This window comes from Pseudarthrobacter sp. RHLT1-30-1 (assembly GCF_059383415.1).
In genome coordinates this window covers 12,027-28,141 of record NZ_JBWZCG010000020.1, presented here as the reverse complement: position 1 = coordinate 28,141, position 16,115 = coordinate 12,027, and the positions used below count along the sequence as shown (strand labels likewise).

The window sequence follows — 16,115 nt, the reverse complement described above, 5'->3', positions numbered from 1 at the left end:
CCGAGCGGACGCGTGCCGCCGGCATCAAGGATCCGAAAACCCGGCGGGACTTTGTGGCCGGACGGATCGCGCTGCGCAGTTTCGCCGCGGAGCTCCTCGGCGTACGCTCCGGTGAGCTGACCACCTACTATTCCTGCCCGGACTGCGGCTCCGGTCCGGGGCTGGACCACGGCCGGCCGGGTTACCGGCTGCGCGGAGAGGTTGGTGGGCCGGGTACCGGCAGCAGACTCAGCATCAGCCCTTCCCGCGGCCGCAGCCCTTCCCGCGGCCGCCTCAGCCTGAGCCTTTCCCGCAGCCGCGGCTGGGCCCTGCTGGCCGCCGGCGCCCGTGGATCGGAGGTGACCGTTGGCATTGACCTGGAGCACAGGTCCGGTGTCGGGTTTCCCGGCTTCGACGACGTCGTTCTCACCCCAGCGGAACGGCAGCTACTCTCCGCGCTGCCACCGGACCGGGCGGATGGCTGGCGGACAGCCGTGTGGGCGCGCAAGGAGGCTCTGCTCAAGGCCCGGGGCACCGGACTGCGGGTGGATCCGAGCTCGATCGGGGCCTTCCCAGAGTCCGCCGATGGCACCGTCCTAATTGAACTGGACACCGCTGACCTCGGCCTGCCCGAAGGCTTCGCCGCGGCACTGGCCGTCCTGGACGGGAAGTAGCGGACGCAATCAGGCTGGGAGCGTTCGCTGCCGGGAGCTCCCCGTCACTGTCCCGGAGCCGCCTGCACGGAACCTCCCAAGGTGAACGCTGGAGCCGCGCCGGGCTGACCTTCCCGTTCCTGGTTTTCGACGTCCTGGACGGATCGGGACAGCAGGCAGAACTCGTTGCCCTCGGGATCAGCCAGTACCACCCAGCTGACGTCCGGCCCCTGCCCCACGTCGGTTCGCCGCGCGCCGAGGGCGAGCAGGCGCTCAAGCTCCACGGACGTGGATACGCCGTCGGCCCGGAGGTCAAAGTGCAGCCGGTTCTTGACGGTCTTGCCCTCGGGCACCGCGATCACGTCGATGGACGGCCAGGTCCGGTCCTGCGGCGCGATGCTGATGATCTCGTTGTCCTCTTCGATGACTTGCCAGCCGAGGACGGCGCACCAGAAACCGGCCACCACCTGTGGCCGGACCGCGTCGATGGCAATGACGGCTAATTTGCTGGGCATGGCACCACGATAGCCCGGGAGATGGAGCCGTGGGGCGGTTCTGGCTGCCCGGGACCCTAAGAAGGTCGTTCGGATGACCTGCTTAGCTGCCGGACGGCAGCGGCGGCAGGGCCTCCTCGTACAGCCACGGGTGCAGCAGAGCTTCGGAGTCGAGGCCTGTTGCGTGGTCTGCGGCGAGGATGAACTGCGGCGTGGACACGGAGCCGTGGCGGTTCTGGCCCGCCCATTCGTGCAGCAGTGAGAAGAACGCCAGGTCCCCGCAACGCAGGCGCAGGGCATGAAGTGCCAGTGCGCCGCGCTTGTAGACCCGGTCATCGAACATCAGTTCCGGCCCGGGGTCGCCGATCAGCAGATCCTGCTTGCCGGTATCGAGTTTCCGCCAGGCGGCGGCGGCCCGGCGGGCCACGGGCATCACACCGGCCTCTTCGGACCAGATCCATTCGGCGTAGCAGGCAAACCCCTCGTGCAGCCAGATGTCTTTCCAGGAGGCCGCCGTGAGCGAGTTCCCGAACCACTGGTGCGACAATTCGTGGGCGATCAGCCGCTGGGACTCCCAGTCCTGCTCCAAGTGGTTGGGGCCGAAGATCGACAGGCTCTGCGCCTCCAATGGAATCTCCAGTTCGTCCTCCGCCACGACGACGGTGTACTCGGCGAACGGATACGGGCCGAAGCAATCGATGAAGGTGCGCATCATCTCGGGCTGCCGCGCCAGTCCCTCGCGGGCCTTGTCCGCCAGCGCGGCCGGCACGGCTGCGTGCTGGGGGACCTGCGCGGCCGGGCGGACCGGGTTGAGGGCCAGGAGCTCGTAGCGGCCAATCTGGACCGTGGCCAGGTACGGAGCCATCGGCTCTGACTGCTCGTAGACCCAGGTCTCGCGGCTGGACCGGCTGGTGCGCCCGACCAGGATTCCGTTGCACACGGCCCGGTAATTGGCATCCGTGGTCACGGAGATCCGGTAGCTGGCCTTGTCCCGCGAGTGGTCGTTGCAGGGGAACCAGGACGGTGCGCCGTTTGGCTGGCCCGCGACGAGCACGCCGTCGGTGAGTTCCTCCCAGCCCACTTCGCCCCACAGCCCGCGGCGGGGAGAGGGGTTGCCCTCGTAGCGGATGTCCAGGGTGAATTCCTCCTCCGGCAGCAGCGCAGCGTCAGGGACGATGACGAGCTGGTCGGCCCGCTGGCTGAACTTGCGCACCCTTTTCCAGTTGAGCTGGACCTTGGTGGCCCGGAGTCCGGTCAAGTCCAGGACCAGGGCCGACGTCGGCCGTTGCGTGACGGCGTGCACCACGGCCCGCCCGGTCAGCCGGTTGCTGCTGAGTTTGTAATCCAGCTCGAGTTCATAGCGGGTGACCCGGTAGGCATCCGTGCCGTGACCCGGCAGGTACGGATCGGGGGAGCCGGCCGCTTCGTCCGCGGGCAGGCCGCTTCCGGGGCCGGATGCGGCGGTGGACGTGAGGGGGCTGGAACTCATCAACGGGGCCTTCGGGATTGCGGGTGCGGTCGGGCAGGGGCTACTTCAGTTTGGCGGCAGGCACCGCAGGCCCGCCCCAGGGGCTCACCGGATTGCCCATCCAGTAGGTCGCGGCCGGCACCGTTTCACCGCGCATCACCAGGGATGCCGGGCCGACCGTGCCGCCCGTGCCGATCCGGGCCTGCGGGAGGATGACTCCGTGCGGTCCCATCGTTGCCCCGTCATCGAGCGTAACAGTGTCGATGCTCATGACGCGGTCGTGGAAGAGATGGGTCTGCACCACGCAGCCGCGGTTGACCGTGGCATTCCGGCCCAGGGTCACGAGGTCCGCTTCGGGCAGCCAGTAGCTTTCGCACCAGGTGCCGGCCCCGATCGTGGCGCCCAGGGCCCGGAGCCACCAAACCAGGGCAGGGGTCCCGGTGGCCGCACGCGCGAACCAGGGGGCGCTGACCATTTCAATGAAGGTATCCACGACCTCGTTGCGCCAGATGAACGAGCTCCAGAGCGGATGCTCGCCCGGGCGGATGCGCCCCACCAAAAGCCATTTCGCCACGACGGCGCTGCCTGCTGCCACGGCGCCGGCGAGCAGGATCACCACTCCGCCGAGGACGGCGGCGATGCCGTAATTGAAGACACTGGCGAGCCAGTCGAAGGCGAGGAAGACACCGGCGGCGATGGCGACCGTCGCCACGACGGGGACAAAGCGGCACAGCTCCCACAGGGCGCGGGCGATCCTGAGCTTCAGCGGTGGCTCGTACGTCCTGGTGTCGTCGGAGGCGATGGCGGTGCGCCGGAGCCGGACCGGCGGGCTGCCGAGCCAGGACGTCCCGGCCTTCGCCTTCGCCGGAGTGGCCGAAAGCACCGCCACGAGGGAGTTCTTGGGCACGTTCCGGCCGGCCGCTGTCATCCCGGAGTTTCCCAGGAAGGAGCGTTTGCCGATCTTGGCGGGGGCGATCCGCAACCAGCCGCCGTCGAGTTCGTAGGATGCCACCATCGTGTCATCGGCGAGGAAAGCACCTTCCCCCACCGTGGTCATCTTGGGGATCAGCAGGACCGTCGAGGCCTCCACGTTCTTGCCGATCCTGGCTCCGAGCAGGCGTAGCCAGACGGGTGTGAAAAGGCTGGCGTAGATCGGGAAGAGCAGGTCGCGGGCCAGGTCCAGGATCCGTTCGGTGGCCCAGACCTGCCAGCCGATCCTGCTGCGCACCCGGTAATACCCTTCGGCCAGCCCCACGCCGAGGAGGCGGGTGGTCAGCAGGATCAGCACGAGGTTGGAGAGGAACCAGACCAGGGCGGCCGGCGGAAGGGACAGCAGAAGCTGCGGCAGCGCCGCGCCCAGCGATGAGTTGCCCCGGATGAAGCCAAAGACGACGAGGGCCGCGGCGACGGCGGAGAGATAGGGAATCAGGGCCAGGACGGCCGAGGCGGCGGCGAAGCCGGCAAACCAGAGCCGGCCGATCAGCGGATGCTCCGGGGGAGTGTCCGGCCAGGAGTGTTTGGCCTTGCCCCGCCGCTCAGCGGGGGACCCGGCGACGAGTTGCCCGGACTTGACCTTGCCCAGCACGGCCGAGCCCGGTTCCACCCGGGCTCCGGCGCCGATCGTGGCGCCGGGCATCAGGGTGCTGCGGGCACCGACCGTAGCGCCGGGCCCGATCCGGATGGCACCGATATGGACGATGTCGCCGTCGATCCACCAGCCGGACAGATCGACCTCGGGTTCGACGTTGCAGCCGCTGCCAAGCGAGAGCAGGCCGGTGACGGGCGGCAGCGAGTGGAGCTGGACGCCGGTGCCGATCTTGACCCCAAGGGCCCGCGCGTAATACGGGACCCAGGGGGCACTGGCCAGGCTGACGGCGCCGGCGAGGTCCTGGATCTGCTCCGCCAGCCACAGGCGCAGGTGCACCCGGCCGGACCGCGGGTACGTGCCCGGCGCCACCTTGCGGAGCAGGATCCTGGCCGCGGCAATGGAGATCAGCATCCGGCCCGCCGGACTGACGAAAACAAGCCAGGAGACACCAACCCACCACCAGGACACGGTGGGCGCCGCGGTGAAGCCGGCGAAGGAGGAGAGCAGATTGTTCGCCGCCATCAGGTACGTCAGCCAGCGCATGCCGACCAGGAGGTGCAGCGGAACGCCCATCAGGGTCTGGAAGACCTGCGATTTGCGTGCCGTGCGCCGGACCGTGCGCTCCGGCGCCGGCCCGGCGCCGCCCTCGGGCAGCGACTGGCGGGCAGTGTCGATGAGCGCGCCGATCCGGGGCGTGGCGTAGATGTCCGCCACCGTGATGGTGGGGTAGCGCACCCGCAGCGCGGAGACGAGCTGCGCAGCGGCGAGCGAGCCGCCCCCGTAGGCGAAGAAGTCGGCGTCGAGGCCGGACACTGCGCTGCCGAGCACCGCACTCCACTGCTCGACGATCCAGGCTGCGTCGTCCGGGAGGTTCAGCGGGGCCGCTTCGGTGTCGGCAGCCCCGGCCCCGGCCAGCGGCCAGGGCAGCGCGTGCCGGTCCACTTTGCCGCTGGTCTTGGTGGGCAGCGACTCGACCAGGGTCAGCAGCGGGATCAGCGGGGCCGGGAGGCTTGCGCCGAGCAGTTCCCGTGCGGCCGCCAGGTCGATCTCCCGGCCGCCGGCCGGGGCGAGATAGCCGACCAGGATCTGGTTGCCGGCCGCCGTCGTCTGCACCGTCGCGGCCGCGCCGGCGACATCCGGAAGGGCCTGCAGGGCGGCGTCGATCTCGCCGAGCTCAATCCGCCGGCCGCCGAGCTTGACCTGTTCGTCGGCGCGGCCCTGGAAGATCAGTCCCTCGGCTTCGTAGCGGACCAGGTCCCCGGAGCGGTAGGCGCGTGTCCAGCCCAGCGACGGCATGGGGGCATATTTCTCGGCGTCCTTGGCCGGGTCCAGGTAGCGGGCCAGGCCGACACCGCCGATGATCAGTTCGCCGACTTCCCCTTCCCCGACGGGCAGGGAGTTGGCGTCCACGACGGCGAGGTCCCAGCCGTCCAGCGGCAGGCCGATCCGGATCGGACCGGGACCGCCGAGTGGAGCCGCGCAGGCGACGACCGTGGCCTCGGTGGGCCCGTAGGTGTTCCAGACCTCGCGGCCTTCGACGGCGAGCCGTTCGGTGAGCTCCGGCGGACACGCTTCGCCGCCGAAGATCAGCAGGCGGACGCTCTCCAGGGATTCGACCGGCCAAAGCGCCGCAAGCGTGGGGACCGTGGACACGACCGTGATGCCGTGGCTGATCAGCCACGGGCCGAGGTCCATGCCGGTCCGGACCAGGGCCCGGGGCGCCGGGACGAGGCAGGCGCCGTGCCGCCAGGCCAGCCACATTTCCTCGCAGGAGGCATCGAAAGCCACCGAGAGACCGGCCAGCACGCGGTCCTGCGGACCGATCGGATCGCCCTGCAGGAAGATCCGGGCCTCGGCGTCGACGAAGGCGGCCGCGGAGCGGTGCTGCACCGCGACGCCTTTGGGGGTCCCGGTGGAGCCGGACGTGAAGATGACCCAGGCGTCGTCGTCGAGGCCGGCCGGCCGCGGGTCAGGGAATGGGCGGGCACGCCCGCGCTCGGTCACAATTTCCCCGGTTCCACTCAATATCCCGGCAACCCGGGCCTCGCCGAAGACGAGCCGGGCCCGCTCTTCCGGGTCGTCCGCGTCCACCGGGACGTACGCCGCGCCGACCATCAGGATGGCCAGGATCGAGACATAGAGCAGGTTGGTGCCGGAGGGTATCCGCACCCCGATGTTGTCCCCGGCTCCCATACCGGCCCGGTGCAGCTCCAGCGCGCGGGCCCGGACAGCGGTGATGAGCTGGGCGTAACTGAGTGACTCGTGGCCGTCGTCGAGGGCTGAGGCATCCGGAAAACGCTCCGCGGTTTCCTGCAGGATCTCAACCAGGGTCCGCTCCGGCGGTGCCGCCAGCGAACCCGGAAGCTGCGCCCCGAAAACAGGGCTGACGGTGGCGGTTCCCTGCGGGAGGTCGGCTTCTTGCGGTTGCTGCGGTTGCTCAGTCACTGTGGCATCTTCCCGGGCGTAGATGAACGGAAGGTGTCCGGGGTCGTCTGGCGTTCACTTTCAGCTGCCGTCCGGCCGCTCCCGTAGTGTATCCCCGGCGTGCCGGGAAGGTTATGGGACCAGGATCACCTTGCCGGTCGTGCGCCGCTGCTCCAGGTCATCGTGGGCCTGGGCCGCTTCCGCCAGGTCGTAGCGGGCGCCAATCCGGACCTTCAGGGTTCCAGCGGACACCGCGGCGAAGAGCTCGTCCGAGCGCCAGCGGCGTTCCCGGGCGTCGCGCAGGAAGTGGACGATCGTCGGGCGGGTCAGGTACAGCGAGCCGCCCGCGTTGAGCCGCTGCGGATCGACCGGCGGGACCGCTCCGGAGGCGGCGCCGAAGAGCACCAGCGTCCCGCGGATGCGCAGGGCAGCGAGCGAACCGTCGAAGGTGTCCTTCCCGACGCCGTCGTACACCACGTCCGCGCCGGTCCCGTCGGTCAGCTCCCGCACCTTGGCGGCGAAGCCGTCGTAGGGGAGCACGTGGTCGGCGCCGGCCTCGCGGGCCAGCTGCTCCTTGTCCCCGGTAGAGACGGTGGTGATGACGCGGGCGCCCTTTGCCTTGAGCAGCTGGATCAGCAGCAGGCCGACGCCGCCGGCCCCGGCGTGCAGCAGGACGGTGTGGCCGGACTCCACCTTGAACGAGGAATTGATCAGGTAGTGCGCCGTGATGCCCTGCAGCGGCAGGGCGGCGGCCGTGAAGTCGTCCACGCCGCGGGGGACCGGCAGTGCCTTGTCCTCATCGATCAGGGCGTAGCCGGCGTAGCAGTTGATGCCTTCGGCGGTGGCCACCCGGTCGCCCGGCGAGAACCCGGTCACGCCGTCGCCCAGTTCCTCCACGGTGCCGGAGGCCTCGGAGCCGGGTGTAAACGGGTAATGCACCTTGTAGCTGCCGCTGCGCTTGTAGGTGTCGATGAAGTTCACGCCGACGGCGGCGACCTTGACCAGCAGCTGGCCCGGCCCCGGCACCGGGCGTTCCACCTCAGCCAGGGTGAGGACTTCCGGGCCCCCGGACTCGCGGGCGACGATTGCATGCATCATGTGGCTCCTTGCGTGGTCTGACGTGCGTGGGTCTGAGTTGCGGCTTCTGAATTGCCTGGCCTGCCCGGGCTGAAACGTCCCGGCCCTGATCCTGCACCCATCCTAGGGACACCCGGCGGCGACGACGAAGTGACGGCCGGTATCCGGCCGTCACTTCGGGTCAAACAGCGATTTATCGAGCCGCCGCTCAGTAGCGGCGGGTCACCGTGGCCATCGGGCACTCGAAGTGGCGTCCGGCGGAGAGGCCGACGTCGTTGAGGTAGCGGACGATGATGCCGTAGGACTGCAGCAGCGTGGTCTCCGTGTAGGGGACCTGGTGCTTCGCGCAGAACTCGCGGACGATCACGGCGGCCTTGTCGAGCTGCGGGCGGGCCATGTCCGGGAACAGGTGGTGCTCGGCCTGGCGGTTGAGGCCACCGAGCAGGATGTCCATGAAGCGGCCGCCGGAGATGTTCCGGGACGTCAGGACCTGGCGGCTGAAGAAGTCCACGCGGCTGTCGGCCGGCAGGACCGGCATGCCCTTGTGGTTCGGGGCGAAGGAGGCTCCCATGTAGAAACCGAACACGGCGAGCTGGACGGCGATGAACGCCAGCGCCATGCCCCAGGGCAGGAAGGTGAAGGCGAGCACCGGGAGCACGCTGAGGCGGGCCACGAGGATCGGGATTTCAACCCAGCGGTGCGTGACCTTGGCGCGCTGGAAGATGAATTTGATCGAATCGATCTGCAGGCCCAGGCCCACAAGGAACAGCAGCGGGAAGAAGAGCCAGCCCTGTTTGCGGGTCAGGTAGGAAAAGCGTCCCTGCCGGGTGGCTGCCGCTTCGGGGTAGAACGCGATGGCGCCGGTGGCGATGTCGGGGTCCTTGGAAATGACGTTCGGGTGGTTGTGGTGCGCACCGTGCTTCTGCTCCCACCAGGAGTAGCTGATCCCGGCGACCGAGGTGGCAAGGAGCCGGGCCGCCCAGTCATTGGCACGGCGGGAGGCGAAGATCTGCCGGTGCCCGGCCTCGTGGGCCAGGAAGCTCAGCTGGGTGCACAGGATGCCGATGGCCGCCGCGATGAGAAGCTGGAACCAGCTGTCACCGATCAGCGCGAAACCGAACCAGGTGGCGGTCATCAGCAGGACCAGAACGGAAAACACGGTGACGTAGAAGCCCACGCGCCGTTCGAGCAGGCCCGCGGCCTTGACGGTCTTCAGGAGTTCCGAGTAGCTCAGGACGACGGCGTTGGGCTGGCGGACTCGCGATTTCGGTCGCTCCGGCGTGGCGGTGGTCAGGGTCATGGAGCGCGTGCCTCGAGACTGTTGTGGGCAACGCTGCACCCGACACTCGGACTGCACGGTCTGGATCACCCTCAACCAAGCATACGCCCCGCAGCATTCCGCCAGCCTCCCCACCGGGCCGCCCGGGTTCCTGACTGGGAGCGTGAAATCCGGCCCTCACCGGACGGTGCAAAAGTCAGTTGTTCCTGCCCAGCGGAACTATCTGACGTTGTTTAAGGGGCGCAGGTACAGTCTCAATTCCCAATTCTGTATTTTCACGATTCGGACAGTTGCCTTGTAGCCGCCAACCAGCCCCTCTGCCACACAGGACGGGTACTGTCCATTCTTAGGGTCGCGCAGGTCGCATTCGCCTGTTTGCACTTTTACCTCCGACCAGCCGCTGGCATCCAGTACGCCCTGCAGATTGGCCACAGTGAACCCGTTATCCGCCGGTGCATCCCAGGTGCGTCTGATATGCGGGCATCCGTCGCCCATGAAGTTGACACACGGCACGAATCCAGGGGCCGCCGAAAAACTGTCGCCGTTGGTGCCGACTTCGCGGGTCAGCCCCGGAGGCACTGTGAAGGTGCCGGCTGCGGCAACGATCGGCCTGGTGTTGCTGGTCTCGAAGGCTGCGGCCGTACCCACAAAAAGGACCAGCGCAGCCAAAGATAAACCCATCAAACGGGCCGCGACTTTCCGGGATCCGAACCATCGGAGAAACAGTGAAATAGTCACCACGGCAATGAGCGGGATGAAAGTTATCAGCGTGGCTTCGGTGCGCATGTAGAAGATGTCACGGTCCAGTCCCCAGCTGTAAACGAAGGCGCTGACCGCGGCAACCGCCGCAATCACTGCAATGGGCAGTGTCAGCACCGCCAGGACCCGCGATGTGACCAGCGCCCAGAGTGGCAATCTGTCGAAAAATGCCTTTATCATTACGTCCCCCCGGCCGTACGGTACCGCGGCCGTTGCCGCAGGGAGCGGGCACGCGGCAATGGATGCATAAATATCGGTATCTATGCATACTCTTGCTGTATAGTCCTAGCTATGACTATTTCTGTTGCCGTCTCCGGCGCGAGCGGTTATGCCGGCGGCGAGGTGCTGCGGCTCCTCGCCGGCCACCCCGACGTCACGATCGGCGCCATCACGGCGCACAGCAACGCCGGTTCCAGACTAGGGGAACTGCAGCCGCATCTCCATGGTCTGGCCAGCCGCATTCTCGAAGACACCACGGTGGAGAACCTGTCCGGGCACGACGTGGTGTTCCTTGCCCTGCCGCATGGTGCCTCCGCGGCGATCGCCGCGCAGCTGCCGGCCGGCACCCTGGTGATCGACGCCGGCGCCGACCACCGCCTGGCGGACGCCGCCGCCTGGGAGAAGTTCTACGGGTCCCCGCACGCCGGCACCTGGCCCTACGGACTCCCGGAGCTTCCCGGCCAGCGCGAGGCGCTCCGCGGCGCCAAACGGATTGCCGTCCCGGGCTGCTACCCGACGTCGGCCCTGCTGGCCCTCACTCCCGGCTTCAGCAACCACCTGCTGCAGGCGGACGACGTCGTCATCGTCTCCGCCTCCGGCACCTCCGGGGCCGGCAAGGCCGCCAAGGTCAACCTGATCGGCGCCGAGGTGATGGGATCGATGAGCCCGTACGGTGTGGGCGGCGGACACCGGCACACGCCGGAAATCGAACAGGGACTCTCCAAGGCCCTGAACGCTCCGGTCACCGTGTCCTTCACGCCCACGCTGGCCCCCATGAGCCGGGGCATCCTCACCACCGCCACGGCCAAGGTGCGGCCCGGAGTCACCGGGGAGGAGCTCCGCCACGCCTGGACCGAGGCCTACGACGACGAGCCCTTCGTGCACCTGCTGCCGGAAGGCCGCTGGCCCTCCACCAAGTCCGTGCAGGGGTCCAACCACGCCGTGATGCAGCTCGCGCTCGACGCCCACACCGGCCGCGTGATCGTCACCTGTGCCATCGACAACCTGACCAAGGGGACCGCCGGCGGGGCCGTGCAGTCCATGAACATTGCCCTCGGCCTGGCGGAAACCGCCGGCCTCGAACTGCAGGGAGTCGCACCATGAGCATCACCGCCCCCCAGGGATTCCGCGCCGCCGGCGTCACGGCCGGCCTGAAGACCTCCGGCAACCCGGACCTTGCCCTCGTCGTCAACGACGGACCCGCCAAGGCCGCCGCGGCCGTGTTCACCTCCAACCGGGTCGCCGCAGCACCCGTCCACTGGTCCCGCGAGGTCGTCAAGGACGGCCGCGCCGACGCCGTGATCCTCAACTCCGGCGGAGCCAACGCCTGCACCGGCCCGCAGGGTTTCCAGAACACGCACAGCACCGCCGAGAAGACCGCCGCGGCGCTGGGCGTCTCCGCCACCGACGTCGTCGTCTGCTCCACCGGCCTGATCGGCGAGCAGCTCCCGATGGACAAGATCCTCGCCGGGATCGGAGCCGCCACGGCCGCGCTCAGCGCCGACGGCGGAGCCGATGCCGCGACCGCGATCATGACCACGGATTCGGTGTCCAAGCAGGCGGTCTTCACCGGCGCGGACGCCGCCGGCAAGGAATTCACCATCGGCGGCATGGCCAAGGGTGCCGGCATGCTCGCCCCCGGGCTAGCCACCATGCTGGTGGTCCTGACCACGGACGCGGACGTCCAGCCGGAGATGCTCGACGTCGTGCTCCGCGACGCCACCCGGGTCACCTTTGACCGGGCAGACTCGGACGGCTGCATGTCCACCAACGACACCGTGGTGCTGCTGGCGTCCGCAGCGTCCGGCGCGGTGCCCTCCGCCGTCGAGTTCGGCCGGGGCCTGACCCAGGTCTGTGCGGAACTCGCCCGCAAGTTGATCGGCGACGCCGAAGGCGCCAGCCACGACATCGCCATCCGCACCTTCAACGCCGCCAGCGAAAAGGACGCCGAAGTCGTCAGCCGGGCCGTCGCCCGCTCCAACCTCTTCAAGACCGCGATTTTCGGCAAGGACCCCAACTGGGGCCGCGTGCTCTCCGCCGTCGGCACCACCGACGCGGTCTTTGAGCCCGACCAGCTCAACGTGTCCATGAACGGCGTGCAGATCTGCCGCGACGGCAGCATCGGCGATGACCGCAGCCTTGTGGACCTGGAACCCCGGGAAGTCCTGGTCGAGATCGACCTCCGGGCCGGCGAGGCCGAGGCCACCATCCTGACCAACGACCTCACCCACGACTACGTCCACGAAAACAGCGCCTACTCCAGCTAGGCAGTTCCCGGAGGGACGAACAGCATGAACACCCAGACGCGCGAGACCACCTCCACGGCCGATGCCCAGGGCAAGGCGGGCACCCTGATCGAGGCACTGCCGTGGATCCAGCGCTTCGCCGGCACCACGATGGTGATCAAGTACGGCGGCAACGCCATGGTCAACGACGAGCTCCGCCGCGCCTTCGCCGAGGACGTCGTCTTCCTGCACCACGTCGGCATCCACCCCGTCGTGGTGCACGGCGGCGGCCCGCAGATCAATGCGATGCTCAGCCGGCTGGGCATCGAATCTGAATTCAAGGGCGGGCTGCGGGTCACCACGCCGGAGGCCATGGATGTGGTCCGGATGGTCCTTACCGGCCAGGTCGGCCGCGAGCTCGTCGGCCTGATCAACTCGCACGGCCCGTACGCCGTCGGGATGTCCGGCGAGGACGGCGGCCTGCTCCGCGCGGTCCGCACCGGCACCGTCGTGGACGGCGAAGAGGTCGACCTGGGCCTGGTCGGGGAAGTGATCGGCGTGAACCCGGAGGGAATCCTGGACATCGTCGCCGCCGGACGGATCCCGGTGATTTCCACCGTGGCGCCGGAGATCTTTGACGACGGCAGCGGTGACCCGGGCTCCAGGCAGGCGCAGACCACCGGCCAGGTGCTCAACGTCAACGCTGACACAGCCGCCGCGGCCCTGGCCGAAGCCCTCGGGGCCTCCAAACTGGTGATCCTCACCGACGTCGAGGGGCTCTTCGCCAACTGGCCGGACCGCTCCTCACTGATTTCCTCGCTCACCGTGTCGGAACTGCGTGAACTGCTGCCGCGCCTGGAGTCAGGCATGATCCCGAAGATGGAAGCCTGCCTCAAGGCCGTCGAGGGCGGCGTCGAACGCGCGCACATCGTGGACGGCAGGCTGCCGCACTCGATGCTGCTGGAAACCTTCACGACGGCGGGCATCGGCACCCAGGTTGTCCCGGACGAGGAAAGCAAATGAACCAGATCGAAACACCCACAGACCTTGAGCACTCCGCCGTCGGGGAGCTCGTCCATTCCCATGCCTCCGGCGCGCAGTGGCTGTCCCGCTACTCGTCCTCGCTGCTGGGCGTCTTCGGCACCCCGCAGAGGGTCCTGGTCCGCGGCTCCGGCTGCCTCGTCTGGGACGCCGACGGCCAGGAATACCTGGACCTGCTGGGCGGAATCGCCGTCAACGCCCTCGGCCACGCGCACCCCTTTGTCACCTCGGTGATTTCCAGCCAGCTCGCCACCCTGGGGCACGTCTCCAACTTCTTCACCAGCCCCACCCAGATCGCGCTCGCCGAAAAACTGCTGGACATCACCCGTGCCCCGGCCGGTTCCAAGGTGTTCTTCGCCAACTCCGGCACGGAAGCCGTCGAGGCCGCCTTCAAGCTGGCGCGGCGCAACACCGCCGGCGCCCCGGACAGCCCCGCCCCGGACGCCGGCGCCCCGGACAGCGCAAAGAAGCCCCGCACCAGGATCATCGCGCTCGAGGGTGCCTTCCACGGCCGCACCATGGGCGCCTTGGCGCTCACCGCGAAGGAGGCCTACCGGGCACCCTTCGCCCCGCTGCCCGGCGGCGTCGAACATATCCCTTTTGGCGACGTTGACGCGCTCCGCGCCGCGGTGGACGAGACGGTTTCCGCCGTCTTCCTCGAGCCGATCCAGGGCGAGGCCGGCGTCCGCCCGCTGCCCGCGGGTTACCTCAAGGCCGCCCGGGAGGCCACCAGCGCCGCCGGCGCGCTGCTGATCCTGGACGAGGTGCAGACCGGGATCGGCCGCACCGGCAAGTGGCTCGCCAGTGAGGACGCTGGAATCGTGCCCGACGCCGTCACCCTCGCCAAGGGCCTGGGCGGCGGATTCCCGATCGGCGCGCTCGTCACCTTCGGCCCGGACACGTCCGCCCTGCTGACCGCCGGCCAGCACGGGACGACGTTCGGCGGAAACCCGGTCGCCACCGCCGCAGCCCTGGCCACCCTGCACGTCCTCGAGACCCAGCAGCTGCTGGACCACGTCCGGACGGTGGGGGAGCACCTGCGGGCCGGCCTCGCCACCATTGATGGCATCACCGAAGTCCGCGGCGAGGGCCTCCTGATCGGCTTCGACCTCGACGCCGACGTCGCCCCCGCCGTCGTGACCGCAGGCCTTGACGCGGGCTTCATCGTCAACAGCCCCGGACCGCACACGATCCGGCTCGCGCCGCCGCTGATCCTCAGCACCGACCAGGCTGACCGCTTCCTCGCGGCACTGCCCGCCCTCCTCCAGACCGCAAAGGACGCCCAGTGACCGCGACTGAAATTTCGACGAGCAAAACCCGCCACTTCCTCAAGGACACGGACCTCAGCCCGGCCGAGCAGGCCGAGGTCCTGGACCTCGCCATCCGGATGAAGGCCGCCCCCTACAGCGTGCAGCCCTTCGCCGCGGACGGCAGCGGGCGCAAGACCGTCGCGGTGATCTTCGACAAGACCTCCACCCGGACCCGGGTTTCCTTCGCCACCGGCGTGGCCGACATGGGCGGCAACGCACTCATCATCAATCCCGGCGAGGCGCAGATCGGCCACAAGGAATCCGTCGAGGACACCGCCAAGGTCCTCGAACGGATGGTGTCCACCATCGTGTGGCGCACCGGTGCCCACTCCGGGCTCGTCGCCATGGCCGACAACTCCCGCGTGCCGGTCATCAACGCCCTGTGCGACGACTACCACCCCTGCCAGCTCCTCGCCGACCTGCTCACCATCAAGGAGCACAAGGGCGACCTGGCGGGCCTCACCATGGCCTACCTCGGCGACTCCGCCAACAACATGGCCAACTCCTACCTGCTGGCCGGCGTCACCGCAGGCATGCATGTCCGCATCGCCGGCCCCGAAGGCTACCTGCCGTCCGCCGCCATCGTCGCAGCGGCCGAAGACCGCGCGGCGGAGACCGGCGGCTCCGTGCTCGTCACGGTCGACCCGGCCGAAGCGCTGCTCGGAGCCGACGTCGTCGCCACCGACACGTGGGTGTCCATGGGGCAGGAAGACGAGAAGGAAGCCCGGCTGCAGCTGTTCCGCAACTACGCCGTCAACGAAGCGGCGATGACGCTCGCGGCGCCGGACGCCGTCGTGCTGCACTGCCTGCCGGCCTACCGCGGCTACGAGGTCGCCGCGGCCGTGATCGACGGCCCGCAGTCCATCGTCTGGGACGAGGCCGAAAACCGGCTGCACGCCCAGAAAGCCCTGATGGCCTGGCTCATGCACCGCTCCGGCTTGGCCGTTGTCGAAGGGCTGGCGCCGAATCGGACGCGGACACCGAAGGCACTCGGATAGTGTCCGTCCAGCCCGCCTTCCCGGGGGCCAGCCCGGCGACCAAGAGGGCCCGGCAGGCGCGGATCACCGCGATCCTGACCGGCGAATCGGTCCGCTCGCAGGCGGAACTCGCGGCGCTGCTCGCGGACGACGGCGTCCAGGTAACCCAGGCCACGCTGTCCCGGGACCTGGTGGAACTGGGCGCGGTGCGGGTGCGTGGCAGGGAAGGCGTCCTCGTCTACGCGGTACCGGGGGAGGGCGGGGAACGCGCGGCCAAAAGTGGCGTCACCCAGGAGATCCTCGACGCGCGGCTGGCCCGGCTCTGCGCGGAACTGCTGGTCACCGCCGAAGCGTCCGCGAACATCGTGGTGCTGCGGACGCCGCCGGGCGCGGCCAACTTCCTGGCCCTGGCGATCGACCACTCGGTGATGCCCTCGATCTTGGGCAGCATCGCCGGGGACGACACCGTGCTGCTGGTCACCCGCGACCCGCTCGGCGGCGCGGACGTGGCCGCCCGCTTCCTGCAGTTCGCCGAGGAAGCCGGCACTGGCTGACACCGGCAGGATTTTTGAAAAATTGGGCCTGCCACAGGGATGTGACAGGCTTTCACTAGACAAGCTTG

General features: G+C 68.9%; 13 protein-coding genes. 7 read left to right on the top strand and 6 right to left on the bottom strand.

Going from position 1 to position 16,115, the window contains the following annotated elements; all coding sequences use genetic code 11:
• Positions 1-53: 53 nt before the first annotated feature.
• Positions 54-653 carry a 4'-phosphopantetheinyl transferase family protein gene (locus AC50YM_RS14395; protein WP_494957638.1) on the top strand — a complete coding sequence of 200 codons (600 nt, stop codon included), beginning with the start codon at positions 54-56 and terminating at the stop codon, positions 651-653.
• 44 nt (positions 654-697) lie between these two features.
• On the opposite strand, the gene AC50YM_RS14390 is transcribed toward AC50YM_RS14395, so the two are convergent.
• The 6 genes from AC50YM_RS14390 to AC50YM_RS14365 form a co-directional block, all read right to left on the bottom strand.
• Positions 698-1,147, bottom strand: a complete 450-nt coding sequence (locus AC50YM_RS14390; RefSeq protein ID WP_494957637.1) for a VOC family protein — start codon at positions 1,145-1,147, stop codon at positions 698-700.
• An 82-nt stretch (positions 1,148-1,229) separates the two neighbouring features.
• Positions 1,230-2,615, bottom strand: a complete 1,386-nt coding sequence (locus tag AC50YM_RS14385) for a M1 family metallopeptidase (RefSeq protein ID WP_494957636.1) — start codon at positions 2,613-2,615, stop codon at positions 1,230-1,232.
• Positions 2,616-2,655: 40 nt separating this feature from the next.
• Positions 2,656-6,534, bottom strand: coding sequence for a Pls/PosA family non-ribosomal peptide synthetase (locus AC50YM_RS14380; RefSeq protein ID WP_494957690.1), 3,879 nt, complete (start codon positions 6,532-6,534; stop codon positions 2,656-2,658).
• Positions 6,535-6,738: 204 nt separating this feature from the next.
• Entirely contained in the window at positions 6,739-7,704 is a 966-nt protein-coding gene (locus AC50YM_RS14375; RefSeq protein ID WP_494957635.1) for a quinone oxidoreductase family protein, read from the bottom strand.
• Positions 7,705-7,891: 187 nt separating this feature from the next.
• Positions 7,892-8,983, bottom strand: a complete 1,092-nt coding sequence (locus AC50YM_RS14370) for a fatty acid desaturase family protein (protein ID WP_494894550.1) — start codon at positions 8,981-8,983, stop codon at positions 7,892-7,894.
• 198 nt (positions 8,984-9,181) lie between these two features.
• Entirely contained in the window at positions 9,182-9,901 is a 720-nt protein-coding gene (locus tag AC50YM_RS14365) for a hypothetical protein (RefSeq protein WP_494957634.1), read from the bottom strand.
• Between the two features lie 111 nt (positions 9,902-10,012).
• Here AC50YM_RS14365 and argC point away from each other — a divergent pair, with 111 nt between their 5' ends.
• Genes argC through AC50YM_RS14335 form a run of 6 tightly spaced genes read left to right on the top strand, consistent with a single transcriptional unit; the run spans position 10,013 to position 16,047 of the window.
• Positions 10,013-11,044, top strand: coding sequence for an N-acetyl-gamma-glutamyl-phosphate reductase (gene argC / locus AC50YM_RS14360; RefSeq protein ID WP_494957633.1), 1,032 nt, complete (start codon positions 10,013-10,015; stop codon positions 11,042-11,044).
• Complete coding sequence (argJ, locus tag AC50YM_RS14355; protein ID WP_494957632.1) at positions 11,041-12,207, top strand: bifunctional glutamate N-acetyltransferase/amino-acid acetyltransferase ArgJ; 1,167 nt, start codon at positions 11,041-11,043, stop codon at positions 12,205-12,207. The genes argC and argJ overlap by 4 nt, the downstream gene beginning before the upstream one ends.
• 24 nt (positions 12,208-12,231) lie before the next feature.
• Positions 12,232-13,188 carry an acetylglutamate kinase gene (argB, locus tag AC50YM_RS14350; protein ID WP_494957631.1) on the top strand — a complete coding sequence of 319 codons (957 nt, stop codon included), beginning with the start codon at positions 12,232-12,234 and terminating at the stop codon, positions 13,186-13,188.
• On the top strand, positions 13,185-14,495 hold the full coding sequence (locus tag AC50YM_RS14345; RefSeq protein WP_494957630.1) for an acetylornithine transaminase: 1,311 nt from the start codon (positions 13,185-13,187) through the stop codon (positions 14,493-14,495). Before argB ends, AC50YM_RS14345 begins: the two co-directional genes overlap by 4 nt.
• Positions 14,492-15,514: an ornithine carbamoyltransferase gene (argF, locus tag AC50YM_RS14340; protein ID WP_494957629.1), complete on the top strand. Its 1,023-nt coding sequence runs from the start codon at positions 14,492-14,494 to the stop codon at positions 15,512-15,514. Before AC50YM_RS14345 ends, argF begins: the two co-directional genes overlap by 4 nt.
• Positions 15,514-16,047 carry an arginine repressor gene (locus AC50YM_RS14335; protein WP_494957628.1) on the top strand — a complete coding sequence of 178 codons (534 nt, stop codon included), beginning with the start codon at positions 15,514-15,516 and terminating at the stop codon, positions 16,045-16,047. Before argF ends, AC50YM_RS14335 begins: the two co-directional genes overlap by 1 nt.
• Positions 16,048-16,115 lie beyond the last annotated feature (68 nt).

Coding starts and splice junctions, on each gene's coding strand:
- AC50YM_RS14390 (WP_494957637.1), bottom strand. CDS start 1,147: ATGCCCAGCAAATTAGCCGTCATTGCCATCGACGCGGTCCGGCCACAG.
- AC50YM_RS14345 (WP_494957630.1), top strand. CDS start 13,185: ATGAACCAGATCGAAACACCCACAGACCTTGAGCACTCCGCCGTCGGG.
- AC50YM_RS14385 (WP_494957636.1), bottom strand. CDS start 2,615: ATGAGTTCCAGCCCCCTCACGTCCACCGCCGCATCCGGCCCCGGAAGC.
- argJ (WP_494957632.1), top strand. CDS start 11,041: ATGAGCATCACCGCCCCCCAGGGATTCCGCGCCGCCGGCGTCACGGCC.
- AC50YM_RS14370 (WP_494894550.1), bottom strand. CDS start 8,983: ATGACCCTGACCACCGCCACGCCGGAGCGACCGAAATCGCGAGTCCGC.
- argC (WP_494957633.1), top strand. CDS start 10,013: ATGACTATTTCTGTTGCCGTCTCCGGCGCGAGCGGTTATGCCGGCGGC.
- argB (WP_494957631.1), top strand. CDS start 12,232: ATGAACACCCAGACGCGCGAGACCACCTCCACGGCCGATGCCCAGGGC.
- AC50YM_RS14365 (WP_494957634.1), bottom strand. CDS start 9,901: ATGATAAAGGCATTTTTCGACAGATTGCCACTCTGGGCGCTGGTCACA.
- AC50YM_RS14375 (WP_494957635.1), bottom strand. CDS start 7,704: ATGATGCATGCAATCGTCGCCCGCGAGTCCGGGGGCCCGGAAGTCCTC.